The 22,169-nt window shown below is 62.7% G+C and carries 14 protein-coding genes and 1 tRNA gene; 8 read left to right on the top strand and 7 right to left on the bottom strand.

Features of this window, described 5'->3' with window-relative positions; all coding sequences use genetic code 11:
• Positions 1–439: 439 nt before the first annotated feature.
• Both GE027_RS07360 and GE027_RS07355 read left to right on the top strand, forming a co-directional pair.
• Positions 440–513, top strand: a tRNA-Met gene (locus tag GE027_RS07360).
• Between the two features lie 198 nt (positions 514–711).
• A complete protein-coding gene (locus GE027_RS07355) occupies positions 712–1,725 on the top strand; it encodes a DUF4142 domain-containing protein (RefSeq protein WP_153556542.1) in 1,014 nt (337 codons plus the stop codon).
• Between the two features lie 162 nt (positions 1,726–1,887).
• Here the strand turns inward: GE027_RS07355 and GE027_RS07350 are convergent, their stop codons facing one another.
• The 4 genes from GE027_RS07350 to GE027_RS07335 all read right to left on the bottom strand — a co-directional run bounded on the left by GE027_RS07350 (position 1,888) and on the right by GE027_RS07335 (position 7,869).
• Positions 1,888–2,328 (bottom strand): DUF3467 domain-containing protein, encoded by a 441-nt coding sequence (locus GE027_RS07350; RefSeq protein WP_153556541.1) that lies wholly within the window; start codon positions 2,326–2,328, stop codon positions 1,888–1,890.
• Between the two features lie 280 nt (positions 2,329–2,608).
• Positions 2,609–4,843 (bottom strand): hemolysin D, encoded by a 2,235-nt coding sequence (locus tag GE027_RS07345; protein ID WP_237607364.1) that lies wholly within the window; start codon positions 4,841–4,843, stop codon positions 2,609–2,611.
• A gap of 3 nt (positions 4,844–4,846) precedes the next feature.
• A complete protein-coding gene (locus tag GE027_RS07340; protein WP_162006613.1) occupies positions 4,847–5,803 on the bottom strand; it encodes an efflux RND transporter periplasmic adaptor subunit in 957 nt (318 codons plus the stop codon).
• Positions 5,804–5,820: 17 nt separating this feature from the next.
• The gene (locus tag GE027_RS07335) at positions 5,821–7,869 is read right to left on the bottom strand and encodes an efflux RND transporter periplasmic adaptor subunit (protein ID WP_153556539.1); all 2,049 of its coding nucleotides are present in this window, start codon (positions 7,867–7,869) and stop codon (positions 5,821–5,823) included.
• Positions 7,870–8,277: 408 nt separating this feature from the next.
• Here GE027_RS07335 and GE027_RS07330 point away from each other — a divergent pair, with 408 nt between their 5' ends.
• The 4 genes from GE027_RS07330 (at position 8,278) to GE027_RS07315 (ending at position 15,462) form a co-directional block, all read left to right on the top strand.
• Positions 8,278–8,664, top strand: a complete 387-nt coding sequence (locus tag GE027_RS07330; RefSeq protein WP_237607363.1) for a hypothetical protein — start codon at positions 8,278–8,280, stop codon at positions 8,662–8,664.
• A 259-nt stretch (positions 8,665–8,923) separates the two neighbouring features.
• Positions 8,924–10,261, top strand: a complete 1,338-nt coding sequence (locus GE027_RS07325; RefSeq protein ID WP_153556538.1) for a UDP-glucose dehydrogenase family protein — start codon at positions 8,924–8,926, stop codon at positions 10,259–10,261.
• Positions 10,262–10,652: 391 nt separating this feature from the next.
• On the top strand, positions 10,653–14,564 hold the full coding sequence (locus GE027_RS07320; protein WP_153556537.1) for an alpha-amylase family protein: 3,912 nt from the start codon (positions 10,653–10,655) through the stop codon (positions 14,562–14,564).
• Positions 14,565–14,646: 82 nt separating this feature from the next.
• Entirely contained in the window at positions 14,647–15,462 is an 816-nt protein-coding gene (locus tag GE027_RS07315) for a hypothetical protein (RefSeq protein WP_153556536.1), read from the top strand.
• On the opposite strand, the gene GE027_RS07310 is transcribed toward GE027_RS07315, so the two are convergent.
• Both GE027_RS07310 and recA read right to left on the bottom strand, forming a co-directional pair.
• Positions 15,390–16,058 carry a DNA polymerase ligase N-terminal domain-containing protein gene (locus GE027_RS07310; RefSeq protein WP_153556535.1) on the bottom strand — a complete coding sequence of 223 codons (669 nt, stop codon included), beginning with the start codon at positions 16,056–16,058 and terminating at the stop codon, positions 15,390–15,392. The two genes, GE027_RS07315 and GE027_RS07310, sit on opposite strands and share 73 nt — an antisense overlap.
• A gap of 94 nt (positions 16,059–16,152) precedes the next feature.
• Complete coding sequence (gene recA, locus GE027_RS07305; RefSeq protein WP_153556534.1) at positions 16,153–17,292, bottom strand: recombinase RecA; 1,140 nt, start codon at positions 17,290–17,292, stop codon at positions 16,153–16,155.
• 434 nt (positions 17,293–17,726) lie between these two features.
• Between recA and GE027_RS07300 the strand changes: the two genes are divergently transcribed.
• Both GE027_RS07300 and GE027_RS07295 read left to right on the top strand, forming a co-directional pair.
• Positions 17,727–18,089: a 2Fe-2S iron-sulfur cluster-binding protein gene (locus tag GE027_RS07300; RefSeq protein ID WP_153556533.1), complete on the top strand. Its 363-nt coding sequence runs from the start codon at positions 17,727–17,729 to the stop codon at positions 18,087–18,089.
• The gene (locus GE027_RS07295; protein ID WP_153556532.1) at positions 18,074–19,042 is read left to right on the top strand and encodes a hypothetical protein; all 969 of its coding nucleotides are present in this window, start codon (positions 18,074–18,076) and stop codon (positions 19,040–19,042) included. The genes GE027_RS07300 and GE027_RS07295 overlap by 16 nt, the downstream gene beginning before the upstream one ends.
• A 141-nt stretch (positions 19,043–19,183) precedes the next feature.
• Here GE027_RS07295 and GE027_RS23035 read toward each other — a convergent pair whose 3' ends face one another.
• Entirely contained in the window at positions 19,184–22,138 is a 2,955-nt protein-coding gene (locus GE027_RS23035; protein ID WP_153556531.1) for a COG1470 family protein, read from the bottom strand.
• Positions 22,139–22,169: the final 31 nt, after the last annotated feature.

The following is a 22,169-nucleotide window of genomic DNA, read 5'->3' as shown; positions in this document are numbered from 1 at the left end:
GAGGGCCGTGCCGACATGCCTAGCAGCGAGGGTTCAGCAGCAAGGGCCTCAATATAACGGCGTCCCGACCCGGCTCAACATGGCCATGCGGCGGGAGCCCCGGCACGCGAAATCCACTGTGGAAGGCAAACCGCAGAGCCCAACCGCCAGCCGAAACGGCTTGGCGGAGCTCGTGCAGGGTGTTACGAAGTCAGCCACCGAGCGGTTCGTCTCTTACAACCGCTTTTCAGCGGGCGACTTTCGGCTAAAATCTGAGCAGTCGTTGGCCGATGCTAGAGTAATCGCCACGGCGCCGCGAACCCGTGCGTGCCAGAAAACCGTCATTTGGTGAATGATATCATTCAGTAGATGAACGATTTCTCTCGCGTCGCGGACGATATCTGTCATGGGATCTTTAGAAGGCCGTGGCGGACCCGGTTTTTGCCGGACCAAGATTTTTGGCGGAATAGCTCAGCTGGTTAGAGCAGCGGAATCATAATCCGCGTGTCGGGGGTTCGAGTCCCTCTTCCGCTACCTACGGCCACCTCACGCTTCCCGCGTGAGGTGGCTTTTTTTATGCGCCCTTCAGCTTCTATGCGTCCTTCAGCCGGCTTCGCATCCGCTGGCGAGACGAAACTTTCGGTACGTGAAATGCACTTGGAGGTGGTTTTGTGCGGGCTGCGGCGATGTCGATCGCAGCGCAATGTCAAACACCAACAAGGAACTTTCCCGATGAAACGTCTTTTAACTTGCGCAAGCGCCGCCCTGCTGGGCGGCGCCTTGGCTCTGCCGGCGATGGGCCAAGGGGTTGAGGTCGAAGCCGATGGCACACGCGTGGAAGTGGGCGGCGAGGCGGGCGTGCAGGTGCAATCCGACCAGCCGCGTCGCCGACCGCTCGCGCCCGGTCAACGGCTCACGCCGAACCGGCCGGACAGAGCGGATGTGGACGTTCAAGTGCGCGGGGATGCCGGCGCGGCGGTACGCCCCGGCCAGCCGAGCCGTCACGTCCTGGTCGGTTGGCTGTTGAGCGATCAACAGGCGACGCAGCAATTGGCTCGCTACGGTTTGCAGCACAGCAAAACCCCCGAAGTCCGCCAGTTGGCCGAAACCGTGCTTCGCGATCACGAACGTCTGATCGAACAACTGCAGGCCCACCGCGATCGCCGGCCCGGCACGGTCAGTCGCAGCACCGATCCCACGGTGGCCCGAGCCGAAGCGAACGCGGAAAGGCGTCAGGAAGTTCGTGACGAGCGTGAAGAAGTTCGCGAAGAGATTCGCGAGACACGCGAAGCACGCCGAGACGCACGCCGTGCAGCCGACGGAGTGGTTCGCCCCCTGGAGCGACTGGGCGACCGCATCGAAGATGGCGTCGAACGCATCGCCGAAGCCGGACAGAACGCGGCCGAAGCGACCCGAGAAGCCGTCGATGCTAACCTCGGCGATGACGCACGCCGCCGCGGCCGGATCGCACCACCGGACGCTGCCGCGGTCCGGCTGCATCAACAGATCGTCCGCCGCACCGCGGAACTGGCTCGTCAAGATCTCGACCGCCGCCAAGGCCGAGAGTTTGATGCGGCCTGGGTCGGCATGCTGGAAGCGGCTCACCTGCAGCAGCAGGCCGCGTTGGAAGTGGCCATCGACCACGCCGACCCCGAGCTGCGGCAAGTGTTGCAGGACGGCTTGGCGACGATCAAACAGCATCGTCAAGCGGCCAGCCGCACGATGGAGAATCTGAGCCGGCGCTAGGCCCTCCCCGGTCCTGAGAGACCGACCCTCCCGGTGGGAGGGTGATGCGTGGTAAACGAAAAAAAGCCGGCGTGCCCGCATAAACGGGTGCGCCGGCTTGATGTGTTGGCAGCTTTTCTGTTCTCGGCTGGGACAGCCGAGCTACTATGGACAGCCGCGCTACTATCGCTTGGCTTCGCCTTGCTGGGCTTGGCCACCCGAAGCGGCTTGGCCACCTTGGTTGCCGGGACCGCCGGGGCCACCGGCTTGCGGACGGACGCGCTTGTTGATGTCGGTTTCCAAGACACCGAACACGGCTTCGTGACGTGCGACCGACATCTGCAGGGCGGCCAGCAGACGCTTGGCGGTGTAGAAGTTGACGATGATCCGCTGCTTGACCTGAATCGGATCCTTCGGCACTCCAACCGGCTGAGGATTCAGGCCGAAGTCCACGATCAGCTCTTCGGGCGAGCCGGTAACGCGGCAGAAATTGGCGTAGGTCGCGACGGCGTGATCGTCGTTCACCTGGACCTGAACGGGTTGTTGCGTCTGAGCCTGTTGCGCGGGCTGGTTGCCAGCGGCGGGGGCTTTAGCGCCTTCAGGTTTGCTCTCAGCGTCGGCCATCAAATACTCTCCTGGAAAAAAGTCTACCGGCGAATTCGCCGGTGCCAAACACCGGCAGAAAAGGTCTATGTGAATCGGGCTAACCGGTGCCGCCGAACACAGGATCCAACGGGATCCAAGATCGAGGCGGGCTCGGCAGCTATAGCGTGTGTAAGTGTTACTGTTCGATAGGGGGGATGCAACTCGCTTCGGGCAGGCAAAACGGGTTTTGCCGCGACAAAAGACGAACCACACCGACTAGAGGATTAAAACGCGTTGTCTGGGTAGTTTGCGTCAGGCGTTACAGTTCGAAATTGAAGGTCTTGACGATGATCCGCCATAATCTCCAGCGCAATGTCTTGTTTTCGGTGTGGACCTTGGCCGAGCCGCGATAGCCCAGCCGCATCGGCAGCCCCGTATCGACCAACGGCACCCGGGCCTGGTAGGAAACGCTGCGTGGTTTGACTTGTCCGGTCTCCGGATCGACCTCCGTCTCCAGGTCGCCGCCGCTTTGGCTGGACATACTGGACGAAACATAGTCGCGATTCTGAGTGGAAAGTTCCACGATTTCGCTGCTGAAGGTGTCGGTTTTTCGCGAATCCAATTTCAGGTCCACGGCATTGCCGACGTCGACCAATTGGATATCGCCCTGGTCGATCATCAGGATCGCTTCGAGGGAATCGGAGGTACCGATTTGGCACAGCAGGGTATCGGGCGCGAGCCAGGCCCCGCGGTTGTGCTCGCTGAGCGGCGAACCGTGCCAATCGGGCAACATGCCGGACTGGTCGTCGCGCTGCGGTTTGTCCGGCGGCGGCAGGACGATCCCGGCTCGCGGTGCTCGGATCGTCAACCGTTCCAGTTCCTCTTCGGTCTTGTCGACCATCTGCGCCAGCGACGAGATCAGGCGGGTTTGCGTCTGCAACCGCGAAGCCAGCGAAGGATCACGGCGGCTTTGCAGACGCAGGTTTTCCAGTCGCTTGGTGGCCTGTTCCCACTCGCCCGTCTGCTCGACCTTCTGCATCCGCAGTTCGGGGTTTTCCAGCACCGCCAAGATATCGCCCTGCTCGACCCGCTGGCCGGCTTCGACGGTTTTGATGATCCGGCCGGACGTATTGGCGTACACATTACCCGTTTCGGCAGGCTGGATTTCGAACGCGCTATCGATGTGGTGGGGCAAGGGGACGAGGCAGATAAACCCAATGATCCCGGCGACCACCGCCAGAGTGATGGACAGGGGTTTGCGTTTCACTTTGGCCAACCTCCCGGGGGTGCGGCAGAACTTGTAGGTTTGGATAACGGGCTGGGCGATCAGGCCAGCAAAACCGACGACGGCGACCATACGACCGATCATCTGCAAGCCATAGGGTTCGAGCACTTTGATGACGAACCAACAAATCGAAAATACCACGACCCAGCGGTAGATCACCGAAGCGACCGTAAAGAGTCCGAAGAACAGACGGTTGCGCTGCGGCAAGAACGGGTCTTCCTGCAGTTCCAGCCCCAGACAGGTTTGCTGGAACCAACGCTTCAGCACCTCGGTCGACTTCTGCCGCAGGTTGGGAATCTCCAGGATGTCCATCAGGATGTAGTAGCCGTCGAAGCGCAACAGCGGGTTGCCGTTGACGAGGATCGTGCTGACCGCATTCAGGAACATCATGTTCAGGCACAGGTCGTTCAGCAGGCCCGGTTCGGTGAAGTACCAGATAAAGGCGGCAAAGGAGGCCAGGATCATTTCCACGTAGATCCCGCCGGCGCCGATCCATACCCGTTTCCACTTGTTGGGCAACATCCACGAGTCGGAGACATTGCAGTACAAACAAGGGGTGAAGACCAGCAGCATGAAGCCCAGCTCGTGACATTCGCCACCGAACTTCTTACAGCTGATCCCGTGTCCGAATTCGTGCAGGACTTTGACGATCGCCATCGTCGCGCCCAGGTACAGCCACCGATCGGCGGCAAAGAACTGCTGGAACGTGGGCAGCCGCGCGTAGACCGTCTCGTACTGCATCGCCAACAGCAACAGGGCGGACAACCCAAACGCCACGAAGAAGATCAAGGCGGGGATGGTGAACAGCCACCCGGTCCAGGGCAGGATGCGATTCAGGATCCGTTCGGGGTCAAAGCCGCGGAACCTGAGAGCAAAGACGTTGGTGAATTTACCGACCAGTTCCTTGCGGCGTTTGGTGGCGCCGCGTTTCTCCAGGGCCTTGCCCTGCCCCGGAGCGTTGCTGATCACCAGCCCGCTGCGGTGCAGCATACCGATGAACTGCTGGAGGTCGCCGAAGGTGATTTTCTGAGGCGCGAACTGTTGCTCGAAACCGTCCTTGATCTGCTGCAGACTGACGTGGCCATCCAATTGATTGAGGATGAAAAATTCCTCTTCATGGAAGCGGAAGTACTGCAGCCCCACCGGTTCCTTGATGACCCAGTACGCCGTGCCTTGGTACAGCTGGCGATTATGAGTCAGGTCGGGGCGCTTGCGCACCGTCAGCGGCCGTGACGAGCTGCTGACCAGACTGTCTGCAAGGGTGGTCATGAATCAGCGGCTTGCCAGTTCGGGAACGTTCTGGAAGACGATCGTGGCTTCCATGCCGGGTTTGATCAGCCAGTCTTCGCCTTGCCGCACATTCTCGATATCGACCCAGATGCGACGGCGGTTGGCCAAGTCGATCTGGGTGCTGACAAACCCGATCCGCCCGTCAAACACTTTGGCGTCGCTGCTGTCGGCACTGGTCTTCACATACACCTTGACCGGCGCCCCGCGGACGACCGCTTGCGGGTACTTGAGGGCATCGACGTCCCCTTCGACGCGCAACTGATCCATCTTCACGACTTCCAACAACGGCGAACCCGGCTGGACCCATTCGCCCTGTTGGGCCACGCGGGTTTCGATGTAACCGGCAAAGGGGGCTTTTACCTGCCGTTTCTCCACTTCCAACTCAGCCAGTTCGCGGCCGCGTTTCTTGGCGATCAAGGTGGTCTTGGCCTGTTTGGATTCCAGTTCGGCCAGTTCGATCCGCAGCTTTTGGCGGTCGGCGTCCAGCCGTTTCTTTTCGGCTTCCCAGAACGGGATCGAGCCGGTCTTGAGCAGTTCTTCGTAGCTCTTATATTCGGCCCGCGCCGAGGCTTCGCTGGCCACCGCGTCGCGAAGGTTGACGTCGTTTTCGGCCGTCAACAAAGCCTCCATCTCTTCGGCTTCGCGCAGCGCCAACATCAGTTTCGCTTGTTCGTCGTCGATCACCGCGATCAACTGGCCGGCTTCGACGTCCTGGCCTTCTTCCACCTTCAGCTCCGTCAGCACGCCTTCGACCTGGGCGGGGATCCGGGCGCTGTGGATCCATTTGACCAAGCAACTTTCGGCCATCAACGGTTGCGCACCCGGGACGGCTTCCGGCGTGTTCGACGGCGGCACCGCTCGGCGAGGCAAGGTGTTCTGAGCCCACAATTCGCCTCCGGCGATGAGGGCAAGCACCAGGCTGGCGGTCAGCGTTCGCATGGTAGGTTTGCTCGTATTTAGAAGAAGAATTTGCATAGCCATTCATATACCTCGTGGAAGATCACATAACCCGAAGGCTTCTTGCCGGCTTGAACGTCCGCGATCACTTTGGCACCGGGACGCGGTCGCATGGCCACCAGGGCTTCGTTGTCGGGAATCGCTCGCATGGTCACGGTGTTGCCTTCTTCCTGGTCGGGCTTGGCCCGCAGTTCGATCTCGCTGCGCAGCAGGGTCGCCATCAGCGTCGTATCGGGGTCGGTCGCCAGGATGTATTCGACCTCCAGCAGGTCCTCGCCGGCTTTCTCAAACGCCGCATCCAGATGACTCATGCGTTTCTCGGGCATGTTCAGTTCCAGATGCATCGGTTGGTACAGGTCGGCGACTTCCAACAGCACTTGTCCGGTACTGACGGGCCGGCTGAACAGATTCTTTTCCACGTCCCAGGTCAGCACCGTGCCGGCGATCGGGCTGCGGACGACCAGCGATTTTTGCTTTTCGTCCAGCAGGTCGAACTTTTCTTGCAGGTTCTTCAGCCGGATCATGGCTTCGGCCCGTTCGCCGATCAATTGATCGCGTTCGGAGCGTTTCAGATCTTTGTTGCTGGTCAAGACGCCGGTGATTCGATCCAGCTCGGCGTTGGCGGTATTGATCTGGCCGATCGTTTCGACCACTTGCAGCTCCAGGTCTCGATTGCGCAGACGAACCAGTTCCTGCCCCTCTTCGACCAGGCTGTTATGTCCCACCAACACCTCTAGGACTTCGCCGTCGACGTTGGCAAACACCTGCTGGCGGACATCCGGCTCGAGCGTCCCTTCGGCTTCCAGTTGCAGTTCCATGGGCACCAGGAATAGTGCCAGGATGGCCGCCAGAATCACGCCCGTGATGGCCAGCGTCTTGGGCAACGTACGGGCTCGCAGGACCCAGGTGGCTTTACCGATCGCTCGCCACAGCGGCATCAGAAACAGATTGCTGTGCTCGAGCGAATTGGCCAGCGCCCGGGTGCCGTGTTCATAGACCAGATTCACGCGGGCCCGGAAGACGTCCGGTGGCAGGTCGGTTTCGATCTGCTCGACGATCAACGCGCCGATCAATTCGCCACGATGGGCGTTGTCGCGATCGACCAAGCCGGCCGCACCGCTTTCTTCCTTGCTGTCGTCCCGCTGCGGTTCTCGCAGGGGCAGCACGGCGATGTTGCGGCCGTAGGACTGGTCGACATAGTCCTCCAAAGCCTCTTCGATCTGCGGCGGCAGGTCCTCGGTCGTGCCGTCGTGCCACAGCGGCTCGCCGGCGGCGACGACCCGCGTGGACAACAGGTTCAGCGCGGCGACGATGTTCGAGCGGTTTTCGATCGTGTCCTGACCGCTGATCGCCTGGACCTTGCACTTGCGGCCTTTCTTGATCGCCACACTGACGCGGTCGCAACCGATCAGACGGCGTCCTTCGTTGGCGATGATGTAGGCGGTCTGTTTGGCGTTGAGTGATTCGTGGGCCGCCCGGGCAAAGGAGTCGGCCTGCTGCCACAGCACCTGCCGGTCGCTGAACACCCGCAACTTCTGGCCCCGCAGCCACTCGGTGGCCAGGTCGCACATCTGCTGGAGGAATTTCAGGTAACCTTTCTGCGTTTCGGGCGCCGTGTCGGGTCGCTGGAAGACTTCGATCAACCCGTCGGTCTTGCCGTCGTGGCTCAGCGGCGCGATCACCAACAGGTACCGCGTGGGGTTGCCTTCCTGGTCGCCGTCGGCCGTGCCACTGTAGGGCGGAACGATCAAGGACTGGCCGCTGCGCGAGATCCGGTTGATCAGCCGGTTGTGCTGGATCGCGTCGTTGCTGTCGTCTTCCAGCAAGGACTGACCGACGTTGATCTGGTATTTCAACCGCGGCTGTTGGTCCTCGTCCATCAGCCACACCGCGCCGCCGACGGCCGCCAGGGCCGTGATGACACGCTGGAGGAATTCGGGGAAAAACTCTTCCGCCGTCGCCCCTCCCTTGGTCAACGCCGCAATCTCATTCACTAAGACGCGAATCTGTTGCTTGGTTTCTTCGATCGTTTGCTGATTGACCGTCATGCTTCGTTCAACGTTCCAGGGCCATGGAAGAGCCAAGAGGGATCTGTGCTGAAGGCTATTAAGTTCCCCAGGCAACAGCCATAGAGAACGCTGCAGTTCTCGGCAAACTTACCGCTAGTAGGGGAGGCGATAGCAATTGTTCCGGTCGTAGTGTGTTGGCCGGTGACCGAAGATCCGACGCCCGGCCGCCGCGAATGGTTCCGCAGGAAAAAACGGCAAAATCCCTCTTTTCCTAACAACGACGCAAGTTCCTATACTTTTAGTATAAAATACCGGTACTGGCGAGCCAAATTCAAAAAACGGCAAATAAAGTCGTCATCGGAGGCCGCTGGCGGGGGAACTTTCCCGCCGCAGCGGTCGTCACAAAGCCTCCTTTCCAACGGCCGGCAACGACAAGGTACGAAACCGATGAACGCGCCCACGGCCTCGATGGCAGCGGCAAACGACGCGCTGGAACAGCTGACGATGCAGCTGAATCGGTACCAGCGCTCGATTCGACTGGCGATCGAGGCCTACCTGCATTCGATGGCCGGCCAATCGTTCGGCTCGCTGAGCGAGAATCGGCGCTTCGTCAAAAGCGTGCACGCGCTGCTCGATGGTCACGGCCTGCGGGTGCGCTGCCCGGAATGCGGCCACCCGGCGATCCTCCGCTGTTCGCCCGGCGGCCCGGAAGGCCATGGCCAGTTCGCGTTCGACCACTACATCCAGGGCCGTCGTACCTTTCACGGGGGCGGCAGCCGTGTGCCCAAGGTGTTGGTCATCGCCAAACCCGCCCGCCGCCGCGCGAACGCGTAAAGCGTGTGGCCGAGGCGACCAGCCTGTGAGATCCTCGTAGCTGAACTCGGCAGAGTTTGGACGGGGCAGCCATCGCGTGGGCACGTCCGTCCAAAGCCTGGCGACTTCAGCGACGGGGCTGCAAAAAAATAGGCCCGGCAACGTCCCCCTCGGCTTGCGGGTCCGAAATTCCAACTACAATCTGTGGTTTGAATCTTTTCTCGGTCTTGATCGGTTCGGCGGCGCGACACGGTGCCCAAAGGTTAGGGAGTTTACTGCGATGAAAATTGCCATGATTGGCACAGGATACGTGGGTCTGGTCACCGGGACCTGTTTCGCCGACAGCGGCAACGATGTGGTCTGCGTGGATATCGACGAAGCGAAGATCGCTGGCTTGCAGCGTGGCAAGATTCCGATCTACGAACCCGGTCTGAGCGAATTGGTGGTCCGCAACGCCGAATCCGGCCGCTTGACATTCACCACGGATCTGGGCGAAGCGGTCAGCAGCTCGCGGATCGTCTATTTGGCCGTGGGCACCCCGCCGGCGGCCGATGGTTCGGCGGACCTGACGGCCCTGAAAGCGGTGGTCGATCAAATGGCTCCCCACCTGGTCGATGATGCCATCGTGGTAACCAAGAGTACGGTGCCGGTGGGGACCAACCAGTTCATCTACGAACGGTTGCAGGGTCTGCTGGGCCGCGACGTCGACGTGGCCAGCAACCCCGAATTCCTCAAAGAGGGAGCGGCGATCGACGACTTTATGAAGCCCGACCGCGTGGTCGTGGGTGTGCGCCGCGCGGAAGTGGCCGAAGTACTGAACGAACTGTACCGACCGTTCCTGCGAACCGACCGGCCGTTCCTGGCGATGAGCCCGCAGTCGGCCGAGTTGACCAAGTACGTGGCCAACGCGCTGCTGAGCACGAAGATCTCGTTCATCAACGAAATGGCCAATCTGTGCGAACGCATGGGCGGCGATATCAACGACGTGCGCCGGGGCATCGGTCACGATCAACGGATCGGCTTTGCCTTCCTGTTCCCGGGCGTCGGCTACGGCGGCAGCTGCTTTCCCAAAGACGTGCGAGCCCTGGCCAGCATGGCGCGTGACCTGGGCCTGAACCCGCGGATCATGGATGCGGTCGACGAAGTCAACCAGCATCAAAAAACGGTGTTGGTCGAAAAAATCGAAAACGCCTTCGGAGGCGACATCGCCGGCAAACGTTTCGCCGTCTGGGGATTGGCCTTCAAACCGCGGACCGACGATATCCGCGAAGCTCCGGCCCTGACGCTGCTGAACTACTTGATCGAACGCGGTGCCCAGCCCCAGGTGCACGATCCGGAAGCCACCGAGAACATCCGCGAAATCTACGGCAGCAAGCTGATCTACTGCGAAAGTGCCATGGATGCCCTGAACGGCGCCGATGCCCTGGCCATCAATACCGAATGGAAGTCCTACCACAACCCGGACTTCGACGAGATGAAGACACGGATGAACGGCCGCGTGGTCTTCGATGGCCGCAACCTGTACGAACCGGAGCAGATGCGTCAGCGCGGTTTCGCGTATCACAGCATCGGCCGTCCGCCGGTCCGGTCCGCTTGCACCGAAACCGCCGAGGCGTAACGCGGTCCAGTGGCATAGGCTTCCAGCCTGTGAAGAGCAGCGCACGGTCTCGGCTGGGACAGCCGAGCTACTCAGTGGCATAGGCTTCCAGCCTGTGAAGAGCAGCACACGGTCTCGGCTGGGACAGCCGAGCTACTCAGTGGCATAGGCTTCCAGCCTGTGAAGTGCCAAAACACAGGCTGGAAGCCTATGCCACTGCTGAGCATTCGGAATTCGGGTTTACGCCGGCGCGGCTGCGGCTCTAGGATCAACGGCATTCCCATGACGCCACGAAACCTCTGCGGAGGTCAGAAACCTCTGCGGAGGTCGGGCGCGGGTGACGATTGGCCTGTAAGGAACCGCGATAGCTATGTTCGGACAAGGACGTCCGCCGTTGTACCCTCGCTTGCTTGTGTCTGCACGCATCGGCGTGATGGTTCTCGCTGCGCTGCTGTGGGCTCTTGCCTGCGGTCCCGCCGCTGCCGTCGACGGTCCTGCCAAAGCGGCCGCGCCAGCCGCGGCCGCCTCGCAGCCGAACCTGCGGCTTCGCATCAGTTGGTCGCTGGCCGATGAAGAACCCGTCGCGCTGCGATTGCGATGCGCCGGCGGCCGCTTTGACCGGGTGCAGAACCTGTGCCTGTCGCCCCATACCACCGGGGCTTTCGCGATCGATGCCAACCAACAAACCCTGCGTTTCGCCCCCCGCAGCCGCGTCCCGGCGGGGGCGTTTGACGTGACCCTCCAAGCCGATCCGAACGCGACGCTGGTGTGTGAGCTGGTGCCGACCACGCCCTCTTCAGCGGCCGAGGCTGCCGCAGCCGAGGCTCCAGCCTCGGATGTCCCCGCCGCCGGTTCGCCGCCGCAGCCGATCACCCATTCGTTGTCGCTAGCGGCGATCGGCGAAGCGGCCCAGCAGATCGACGTGTCCGGTCACGGCCGCATCTCGATCCGCCGCGCGCCCGGCGACGCGATCGACGTAGATTTCCGCCGGACCGCTCTGGTGTTTTGGACCGGAGAACGGGCGCCGCTGACACTGTCGGTCCGCCCCAGCGAGGAGCTGCAAGCCGGCGAGACGCTGCAAACGCGATTGACCGTGCGGCATGCTCGCGGCGGTACGGTCGTCGCCGAACGCTCGTGGGAAATCGTGGCCGACGAGCAGGGCCGGCTGCCACCTCTGGATATCGACGACCTGGTTCTTCCCGAGCAGGAAGGCGCGTACGACCTGCACTGGAGCTGCGTACGGCGTCGAGCTTCCGCGCTGGATCTGCTGAAAACCGACCTCAGTCCCCTCCGCGGCGAAAAGACGCTGGCCTCGCGTAGCGTCCAGGTCGCGGTACTGGCCGCGCAAACGCCGGCGACCGATGCTCGGCCGTTTCGAGAGATCGGCAAGATCCAGCCGCTGCGCCGCAGTTGGTCGATCCCGCGATTGCTGCCGGGCGTCGCCGAAGGGCTTTGGAAGAATGAAGAACCCACGGCCAGCGGACCACTGGGTGAAGAGCTGCATGCGGGCGAACCCATCGCCGTGTTGGCTCCCGGCGGTTGGTACGCTTCGCCCTTGCCGATCGAACATCTAAACCGCCCGCACCTGGTCACCGTACGCTATCCGCGCAGCCAATCGATGCAGTTGGGGATCAGCATTGCCCAGCGGGATGCGTCCGGCACGCTGCCGCCCTTGGGGACCGATTCCGGAGTCGCCGCGTCGGTGGCCGTCGATCCGACCTCCGACAGGCCGTGGGCCGAGCACCGCATCGTGTTCTGGCCTCACGACCGTCGCCCCTACCTGATCCTGACCAACCAAGACGCGCACGAACCGGTCCGCTTTGAATCGATCACCGTCGAAGCCGGTCCTCTGCGATTGGTCGACGATTTACGTTCAACCGGCGGGGCGGCCTCGGCCGATGTCTCGTCGCCGGCCGGTTCGGCGGATCTTGCGCTAGGCCGCCTGGCCGCTTTGTATTTGGACAAGCCGCTGCTGCCGGAGTTCTTTGGCGACGGCGGGCATCTGGATGCCGACAGCACGCTGGTCGTGGAGGACTGGCAGACGTTTTTGGTCGCCGGAAACCGCTTGGTCGACTATGTGAAATGGGCCGGCTACAACGGAGCGATCGTGACGGTCGCCAGCGACGGCGGTGGGCTGTATCCCAGTTCCCACCTGCACACCACGCCTCGGTTCGACAGTGGTCTGTTCGCCTCGACCGGCCAGGATCCGGTGTCCAAGGACGTGCTGGAGCTGCTGATGCGGTTGTTCGACCGGGCGGGTCTACGACTGGTTCCGGCCGTGGAATGGTCCACGCCGCTGCCCGCTATCGAAGCGACGCTTCGCACCGGCAGCGCGCCGGCCGGTGTCCAACCGATCGACATCCACGGCCGCGCCTACTGGCATCAACCCGATGCGTCGGCCGCCGACGTTCCCTACTACAACGCCCTGCATCCGCTGGTCCGCCAAACCTTGCTCGAGGCGACCGAAGAACTGGTCCGGCGGTACGAGGCCCACCCCAGCTTTGCCGGCGTGGGCCTGCACCTGGGCCCCCACACCCACGTCCAGTTGCCGGACGCCCGGTGGACTCAGGACGCCGACACCTTGGCTCGCTTTGCAGCCGAACACCCGCAAGTCCCCAGCGATCCGGCGCGTTTGAAGTCGTGGTTGCAGGCCGAAGGGGCCGAAGCCTTTGCCGCTTGGCGAGCTGAACAATTAACCGAACTGTACGCCCAACAAGCCGCCCGCACCGGCGGTCGCCCCCTGTTGCTGTTGGCGGCCGATCGAACCGGGTCGGTGGTCGATGACTACCAGGCCGGACTGGATTGGCAACGCATCGGCCAGTGCGAGAACGTCGTCCCGCTGCGGCTGATTCGCGAAGCCGTGTTCCGGGACGTGGTCCAGCAAGCTGCCGATGCGCGTCGCAACGAATCGTCCAAATGGGATCGGCAACTGGCTACCGCTCGCGCGGCCGGCGCACTGATCTATCGGCCCGCCCAGGAAACCCGCAACGCCGACCTCTCGAACCGCGGTCCGCCAGCACTCGCTGGCGGTCGCCGGCGTTGGTACACCCATGCCGTGCCGAGTGCCCAACGTTATCGACATCAACTGATCCGCAGCCTGGACGGGTTCGACGCGCAGGTTCTGGCGGTGGGCGGCTGGGGTCCCGCCCTGGGCCAAGAGGATGCGACTCGCGAAACGTTGCGAACGTTTGCCGCCTTGCCCGCCGGCGTCATGCAACCGGTTGCCGGCGGTAACGAGGCGACGTCCTGCGTGCGGCTGCGAAAATCGGTTCACCGCGACCACACGTATGTGGCCGCAGTGAACGTTTCTCCCTGGCCCACCGTATTACAGGTAGTGTTCGCCCAACCGATCGAAGCGGTATCGTTGCCCGCTGGCCCCACGGCCTCGGGAGCGGATTCGTCGTTCTCTGGCCAGCGCTGGCAAATCATGCTGCAGCCCGGCCAACTGGCGGCACTGAAGATCGAGGGCCCAGCGTCGATTCGTCGCTGGAGCGAACATCCGCCAGGTGGCGACCAATTCCTGCATCAGTTGAGCGAGAGCGTCCAAAACCTCGCCGCCCGCGTGGCGATGCTGGCCGATCCGCGAATCTACCCGGAACTGGCCAATGCGTCCTTCGCCGAAACCGCACCGCGCGCGATTCCCGCTTGGATGCATGCCCAACATCCGGCCGATTCGGTCCAGTTGGCCTCCGGCGGCAGTGACGACGATTACTGTGTACTGCTGACGAACCGTCCCGGCGCCAGCGCGAAAACCTGGATCGTCAGCACTCCGTTTCCAGCTCCCACGACCGGACGTCTGGCCGTATCGCTGCAAGCTCGCTGTCCCGCAACACAATCCGGCGCCGATCCACCGACCCTCCGGATCGGGATCGAAGGCCAGAGCCGCGGCCGTCCGCTGCGGCGCAGCGTCACGGTCACTCCGGCCGCGGATGGCCAGTGGCAGCCGCAACCGTTGTGGCTGGAAGTCGAAGACTTGGGCGGCGACACGATCGAGGACCTGCGGCTGACGATCGACCTGCTCAGCCCCGGGCAGATCTGGATCGACGACGTCAAACTGTACGACTTCTTCCTGACCGAAGCCGAGCGATCGCGCTTGCAAAGCCAAGTGTTTCTGGCCGTACAGCGGATCCGCCAGGAGGACCTGACGGCGGCGGCGAAACTGTTCGATTCGCACTGGGGACGCTACCTGATGAACCTGCGAGTTCCCGTCAAAGCCACGGTGCAGAGCAGGGCTGAAGAGCCCGTGGCGAGCCCCCCGGACAACCCTGCGCCTGGTATTGCCGAGCGCGTCAAAGGTTGGCTACCCTCGCCCATACGATTTTAACACTGCGTAGGCGAAATGGCGGCCGCTGTCGTAACCGGTACACTTAAAGACAAGCGAATTCCGTTCCTAGGGAGCTTTCTTGATGCGACGATGGATCTCTCGAATCGCCAGCACCATATTCCTGTTGGGCTTGATCGCCGCGTGCTTGGCCTTCTGGGCCTACCGCCAAACTCGCTCTGTTCCCGAGTTCTATGAACGCGCTCGAGCGGCCGCGCCGGACAATGCGGGCATGGTCAGCCGAGAACTGCAGCGACAGGTCGAACAACTGCAAGAAGACGTCCAGCACAAAGGCGGCTGGCGCGCGGAGTTCACCGACGATCAGATCAACGCTTGGCTGATCAGCGTGCTGCCGACCGAGTTCCCGAAACTGCTGCCCCCGGGTGTCGACGAGCCGCGGGTCGCCATCGAAGACGGTAAAATCCTGGCCGCCGCCCGTTACAAAAAGAACCACATCGACACGATCGTCTCGTTCGAAATCAAAGTCGAACTGACCGAACAACCCAACGTCCTGGCCGTGAGGCTGGAGAACCTGCGCGCCGGACGCCTGCCGTTGCCGATCTCACGATTCGCCAAGGGCATCTCGCGTGAAGCGGCGAAGAGCGATTTCGAAGTGCTGTGGGACAAAGACTCCCTGGACGACGCTCCGGTGGCGTTCATTACGATCCCTCGCGAACACGAAAAATACGTCAACGCGCCGGTGATCATCGAATCGGTCGACCTCGAATCAGGCATCCTCTCGATGTCCGGACACACCGGACCCGACGCGGTGCACGCGTTCCAGCCGCAGGGGCCGGTGTATTATCTGGCGTCGCTGGAACTGGTCGGTTACATGGGCGTCCACGCAAAGGATCGCAGCTCCCAGCCACCGGGGTCCAGCCGCTCCAAGACCACCAATTGATCGACGCTACGATCGTCGCTGCGGCAGCGCAAACACAGCCGCTGCGGTTCGGGACCGGCCAACTGCTGTGGTTCGGGAAGCGTCCCGCAAAGGTGAAAATCCGCGGCGTGAACGCGCCGCTGCCGGCGGGCTGGCGACCAGTCCGCCTGGACCGGTTGGCAAAGCCAGTAGGTGCCCGATTGGACCCGCCGCACTTCACCTCGATTGCGCGAGATCGGGCCCTCGTACTGAAGATACTCCGTGCGGTGCAGTGGCAACTCCAATGCCGCCAGCGCCTCTGCGGCGGGCGTTGGCACCGCGGCCACGGCCCAGGTCAGCAGACCTCCGGCCGTCTCGAACATCACGTCGTAATGCGACTGACGCCCCGGAGCCAAGCCTCCCGCCTGTGCGGTTGTCTCTGAGCCCGACGCCGGGCCGCTCGACTGCGGCCCAGCGATCTGGCGCGGTGTCGATACCGAACGCGGTGCTGGTGGCACCGTATGTCGCAGCACCACGTATCGACCGGCGCCCCCGACCGACGAGCGGCCGTGGTCGCCGGGCGCGTCGTGGTCGCCGGGCGCGTCGTGGTCGCCGGGCGCGTCGCGGTCGCCGGCCATTTCGGAACCGCCGGGTGGTTTTCGCTCACCGGGCGGTGTGGAACCGTGGCCAGCCCGATCGGTACCCGCATCCGACCGAGCCGGCGCTGAGCGATCAGCTGTTGCCGACGGCTTCTTCATCGGCAACTCCATCGTCGTCCGCCTCGACCGCCTCGCCCTCCTCGATCGGTCCGGCGAAACCACCGGCCTCCATGACCTGCTGCTTGATCGACTCGCAGATCTCAGGGTTCTCGATCAGGAAGTTGCGCGCCTTCTCCTTGCCTTGCCCCAGGTAGGTATCGCCCAGCTTGAACCAGGCTCCACTGCGGTTGACGACCTTGTGGGTGGTTGCCAGGTCCAACACGTCGCCTTCGTAACTGATGCCATTGCTGTGCATCATGTCGAACTCAGCGACTCGGAACGGCGGGGCCACTTTGTTCTTGACGATCTTGGCTTTGACCCGCTGGCCCACCTGTTCGTCGCCATCCTTGAGGGCTCCGATGCGTCGCACGTCGATCCGGCACGAGCAGTAGAACTTCAGAGCACGGCCGCCGGGAGTGGTTTCCGGGCTGCCAAACATCACCCCGACCTTTTCACGAATCTGGTTGATGAAGATCACCGCACACTTGCTCTTGGCAATCACACCGGTCAACTTCCGCATCGCCTGGCTCATCAACCGAGCCTGCAAACCGACGTGACTGTCTCCGATCTCGCCTTCCAGTTCCTTCTTGGGAACCAGCGCGGCCACCGAGTCGACGATAATCACGTCGACGGCGTTGCTCTTGACCAGCATCTCGCAGATCTGCATCGCCTCTTCACCGCTGCCGGGTTGGCTGACCAACAACGTGTCGAGCTCCACCCCCAGCTTCTTGGCCCAGCTGGGGTCAAACGCGTGCTCGGCGTCGATGATCGCCGCGATCCCGCCTTTCTTCTGCGCCTCGGCTCCCACGTGCAACGCCAGCGTCGTCTTACCGCTGGACTCGGGACCGAAGACCTCGATGATCCGGCCTCGCGGGATGCCCTGACCGCCCAACGCCATGTCCAGGCTCAGCGAGCCGGTTGGGATGCCTTCGATCGCCAAGTTCGTGCTGGCACCCAGCGGCATGATCGCCCCGTCGCCAAACGTCTTATCGATCTGCTGCAGCGTCGTCTTCAGACCCGGTTCGCGTTCCAGGATCGCCTTCAGATTCGGATCCGTGCCGTCCGACTTGGACTTGGATCGCCCGCCGCTTGTCGTCGCTTTCTTCTTAGCCATAACTGATAATCCCTTTGCTTGTGGGCCCACCTAGCCAGCGGACCATCCGAAACCGATACCGAAAACCAACTTTCCAGCCCTATCCACGCGGCCGATCCGCCCACCCGCACAGGCGAACCACACTTGGTGAACACCCGAATACTAGCGGTTTGGGGGGCTTGGATCAACCGTTTTTCCGGGAGGAATCCCGAAATCGTTTGTCGCCGCCTCGCGGTGGCACCGAATCGCTGCAGCCCACCTCGGTGACCTGCTGCCAGCGGCCCGTGCCTGCCGAACACTAGTAGTATTGGCGAGCCGCGGGACACCTTAGGTCAACCGCACAGACACCGTGCTTCACAACCGTTAAATTGTTGGTCGTCGAGCCGTTTTTGGAAGCGGCGTGGCGAAGCGTTCGGACTCGCTTTCTCATAGAAAACCCAAGGAAATACGACAACATGGCGAAGTTAACCGTTCAAGACGTAGGCGAATTTGACGTGCCCGATGGCAAGCGGCTGGTCAACGCCTTGACCGACGAAGCCGGCACCGACCAACTGCACGCCTGCGGCGGTCACTCCCGCTGCACGACCTGCCGCGTGGAGTTCGTCGAGGGCGAACCCGAGCAGATGACGGCCGCCGAAAAAGAGACCCTCGAGGCGCGCGGGATCACCGAACCAGGTGTCCGTTTGAGCTGCCAGATCAACTGCGACCACGACATGACGGTGCGCGTGATCAGCCGCCTCGAGGGCAGCGGCCGCAAGGATCAAGGCGGACAACCCGCCGACAAAATCGAACCCGAACCCCAGTGGGTATCGCGCTAAGCGGCACGGGCTCCAAAGGCGAGGCGGCGATCCTGCGCCGAACAAGCCGCCTCGCCGCACGCGAAGTAGTCTCTTACAAAGTCGCGAAGGCGCAACGCTGCGTCAGTGGGTTCCCTCGCGACGTTGCGCGTTCCCAAGATCGCAGGCGGATTAGAGAAACAATGACACGAAAGCGAGTTCGCTACAGCATCCACAAAGCCATCGCCTGGGCAGAGAAGATTCGTCTCGCCTTGGAGGAAGGCACGCCCGTGCCGTTCGAGGTTCGGATCCCCGGATACGACGGACAACATCGCTCCGCGGCGTTTGCGCACTGGACGGAATACGCTTACCGGGCCCTTGAAGCAGCACACGTTGCCGACAGTTGGTTGGACTTATTCACTACCTTCCGCATCGCCGACACGATCGAGAACGAGTTCTACTGCATGGAGTCGGTTTTACGATGTGTGCAACGCGAACAGGAGGGCACTCTGGGAAAACTCACTAAAGATCATTTACTGGCTGCGGAAATTTTCGGTTACAGCTTTGCGAATTACCGTGACCATCTCGGGATCGGACACGTTCGCTATGAAGATCTAATGCCCAACGACGCGAAGCTCCTGCGCCGCGCCGTCAACGAGAACTGGCCGCTGACGAAGGTTGCCAAAACGTTGAAGGTAGACAGCGATGATGCGGCGGACCTAGTGGAAGGGGCGAACCAGGCAATCGCCGTGGTTGACGCATCGACTCCGGCCGAATCTTTTCGTGTGGCCATCCGGCAATTGGTCCAAGAAGCCAGCGAAGCAGGCTTGAACTCGGCGCAAGACGTCGAACGGCTGGTTACCCAGATCTGTTACCGCGTTTCCGATTTGTCGTGCCTGTTACAAGAACACGATCAAACACTCAGCGACTATTGCCAGGATCTTCGCCAAGAGCCGGAACTCGACGACGACGACGACGAGATGCAGGAGGAATAAAGACTCAAGAGGACAGGGCCCAAGGGGACAGGGCAAGGTCCCCATAGCGTGCATCGCGGTCGCCACTACGTAGAGGCTTTGACCGGCCGTCCATTGGAAAGCGACGCGAACCGATCTGCTGGACCTAACTCCTGCCGACGTTCACCGCGCCAGGACGCTGACGCTTTCGACCGCCGCGACGCCGGCCGGCTGCAGGCGGCTGAACGCCTGGGCTTCGAAGCGGATCTGTTGCGGCTGGTTGCTGATCAAGACGATCGTGTAGGTCAGCGATTCGCGAGCGGTCAACTGCCGGATCTCCGGCAACTGGATCATCCCGCCCCGCTCGGTGATCGCTTCGCCGCTCGGGTTCATCGTCTGGACCACGCGATCGATCCGGGTTCCGGCCGGCAGCGGAAAGCGAATTTGCACGCCGCTGTCCGGTATGTCTCGCTGGTTGCTGACGACCAACTGAAAGCGGATCGGATTGCCCACCGCCGCCGGATTATCCAGCCCCACCAATTGTAACTGCAGCGAACCGGTGTCGGCCGGCAGGGGCGGTGCCGGGTTGCGGTCCGAGGGCGAAGTGGCCGGCGGAGTCGCAGCCGGTGGCTGAGCGGTCAGTGGCGGGCCGGCCGGAATTCCGGGCGCGGGCTGCGCCGGAGGCAGCGGCGGCGGAACGGGGCGACTGGGCGGCGGCTGGCTGGCCGCCGGATAGATGTCAAAGCGGTACTGGTCGTTGGCGCTGGCGCCGTTGGCACTGGCCACCGACAGCACGATCAATCCGCCGCTGACCGGTTGCAGGGCCCGGAAACGCGCCTCGACCACGGCCTGCTGGCCCGGCGCGATCTGCGGAATCGTCCAGTTCAGTTTGTACTGGGCCAGTTCGCTGCCGTCGAAACCGTCCTGCGTGGCTTCCAGAACGTCCAGCTGCGGCGGGTAAGCCGTCGTGACGCGAACGTCCGAGAGCGGTTCGCGGCCGGTATTGGTGACGCGGTACCGGAAGTACACGCGGTCGTCGCCGGCCAGCACCGCCGGCGAGCCTTCGATCACGACGTTCACCGCCGGGGTGACGGGCACCGGGTTGATCACCGTCAGGCAGCTGTCCGCACTGGCCGATTGACCGCCATCGGCGGTCGCGGTAACGCTCAGACACCGCTGCCCCGGCTCGATCGGGATGTACGTCGTGGCCACCTTCCAGGTCTCGCCCGGCTGCAGCGGGCCATCGGTCTTGTCCTTGAAGGCTTGCCGAGCATTGGTTTGCTGGTGCAGCATCGCGGCATCGCCCATCGACTCCAGCTGGACGTTCTCCAGCGGCAGCTCGCCGGTGTTGGTAACGTCGATGTTAAATGTCACCGGGTCGCCCACCTGAGCTCGATCGCCCGAACGGATCACCGGCCGGATGCCCAGCGACAACGAGGGCTGGAAAATGTCGACCTGGACCGAGTCTTCGGCGAACAGGTTCTGATCCGCACGAGCTTGGAAATGGAATTGAGCGCTCGAGCGAGCGGAGAGCGAAGCCTGGATTTCCCATTGTTGTTGAGCCGGGATGCTGTCGATTTCCCATACGATTTGATTGCCCAATTGACGGGCGAACGAGTCCATCGCCTGGACGCTCACCCCCGGCGGCAGCTCCATCGTGACCGACACGTTCGTCGCGTCCAAGTTGCCGGGGTTGGCCACTTCACAAGCCACCGTAAACGGCTGCTCAAACCCGGCCACCGCCGGCGCACCGGCGCGGACCCGCAGCTGCGGAGCACTCCAGGTGACCGTCGTCTGTCCCCGGCCCAGCGTCATCCGCGGCATGTTGTCCGCTTCGCCCGCCGGCCGAATCACGGTCACCGCCACAGTGGCCGTTCCCGACACGTCCTGGTTGGGAACCAATTGGATCGAAGCGTTGCCGTCCTCACCGACGACCACCTCGTCCACGGCCGTGCCGCTGGAATAAAAGGTACCCATTTCCGGATTCATCAACTCGTAGCGTACGATCCAGCCCTTGGCCGGCACCGTGCCTTCGCTGCGCGTCACGCGGGTCGTCAGTACGGCCGGCGTTCCGGCCAGCAAGACCTGCGGGCCGGGAAACTGCCAACGCGCATCGATCCAGTAGATCGTAGCGGTGGCTTTGCGTTGGTCCCAGCATTCGCTCTCGGGCGCGAGCACGGTCACGCGGCTGGTCCCTTCGGTGGGGCTGCTGACCGAGATCCAGGTTTGGCCTTTCTCCAGCCGCACATCGTCGCGCAGGTCTTTGTTGCCGCGCGTGATCAACGAGACTTTCGTACTGGTTACGCCTCGAGCATACGATCCGCTGCGTTTGTCGACCTTGGGGGTTTTGGCCAGCCGATGAATCAGACCGGGGTCGTCGTCGCCGACATCGATGATGTGTCCGACGCTCTCCGGCGTCAGCATCCACTCCAGCGGTTCGCGCTGCATCAGATAACCGTCGTTGCCGCACACGCCGGACAGCAGCAGCACTTCGCCACCGACCGGAGCCACGACCCGCTGGGGTGATAACAGGATGCAGCCGCGTTTGCCGCGCCGGGGCAATTTGTGCAGGTTCTTGGGATCGGCTTCGCAGCCCAACAGGACCGCCGGCGGACCATCGGCGCAGGCTTCACACCCTGGTGCCGGGATGCAGACCGAGGGCCCTTGAGCGGGGTTGTCTAGCGGCGTGCAGGGCGGCGGCGTGGCCGGTTCGGGGAAAGCCGGCTCGGGCAGCATGCCCGCCAGGCAACCGCCCAGGCCGCACGCGCATCCGCCATTGGTCAAACACCGCAGGCAACTCTGCTTCTTCTGTTCCAGCCGCGCGATGCAGTCGCCGATGCCGGACAAACAATTCGCGCAGCCACAGTTCGGGCTCAGCTGGGTACTGTACTGGGGATACGGCGCGAACAAGCAGGCACCGGTGGGGTCGACCTGCGGCAAGCGGATCGTCGAGCAACCGGTGCTGGAGGACCACAGGACCAAGGCCGCCAGCCACAGGCCCCAGGCCGGTTGCCAGCCAAGCCGCCCGCGTAGAAACGCAGCGACCGCATCGCCGGGCCGATGGCCAGTGCTGCGTCGAGTGTTTCGAGGGGGACGGACGGGGGCTCGCATCGTTCCAAACCGGGCGCAGGGTCCCATTGAAGGGACGGGGTTTCCAAAGTGACGTGGG

This window comes from Roseimaritima sediminicola, assembly GCF_009618275.1.
Classification (GTDB): Bacteria; Planctomycetota; Planctomycetia; order Pirellulales; family Pirellulaceae; genus Roseimaritima; species Roseimaritima sediminicola.
This window is presented reverse-complemented; position numbering and strand designations above follow the sequence as displayed.

Excerpts from the sequence above, each read along its gene's own strand:
- GE027_RS07345 (WP_237607364.1), bottom strand. The coding sequence starts at position 4,843 with ATGACCACCCTTGCAGACAGTCTGGTCAGCAGCTCGTCACGGCCGCTG.
- GE027_RS07310 (WP_153556535.1), bottom strand. The coding sequence starts at position 16,058 with ATGGCCGGCGACCGCGACGCGCCCGGCGACCACGACGCGCCCGGCGAC.
- GE027_RS07325 (WP_153556538.1), top strand. The coding sequence starts at position 8,924 with ATGAAAATTGCCATGATTGGCACAGGATACGTGGGTCTGGTCACCGGG.
- GE027_RS07300 (WP_153556533.1), top strand. The coding sequence starts at position 17,727 with ATGGCGAAGTTAACCGTTCAAGACGTAGGCGAATTTGACGTGCCCGAT.
- GE027_RS07335 (WP_153556539.1), bottom strand. The coding sequence starts at position 7,869 with ATGACGGTCAATCAGCAAACGATCGAAGAAACCAAGCAACAGATTCGC.
- GE027_RS07355 (WP_153556542.1), top strand. The coding sequence starts at position 712 with ATGAAACGTCTTTTAACTTGCGCAAGCGCCGCCCTGCTGGGCGGCGCC.
- GE027_RS07340 (WP_162006613.1), bottom strand. The coding sequence starts at position 5,803 with ATGCGAACGCTGACCGCCAGCCTGGTGCTTGCCCTCATCGCCGGAGGC.
- GE027_RS23035 (WP_153556531.1), bottom strand. The coding sequence starts at position 22,138 with ATGGGACCCTGCGCCCGGTTTGGAACGATGCGAGCCCCCGTCCGTCCC.
- GE027_RS07330 (WP_237607363.1), top strand. The coding sequence starts at position 8,278 with ATGAACGCGCCCACGGCCTCGATGGCAGCGGCAAACGACGCGCTGGAA.
- GE027_RS07315 (WP_153556536.1), top strand. The coding sequence starts at position 14,647 with ATGCGACGATGGATCTCTCGAATCGCCAGCACCATATTCCTGTTGGGC.
- recA (WP_153556534.1), bottom strand. The coding sequence starts at position 17,292 with ATGGCTAAGAAGAAAGCGACGACAAGCGGCGGGCGATCCAAGTCCAAG.
- GE027_RS07350 (WP_153556541.1), bottom strand. The coding sequence starts at position 2,328 with ATGGCCGACGCTGAGAGCAAACCTGAAGGCGCTAAAGCCCCCGCCGCT.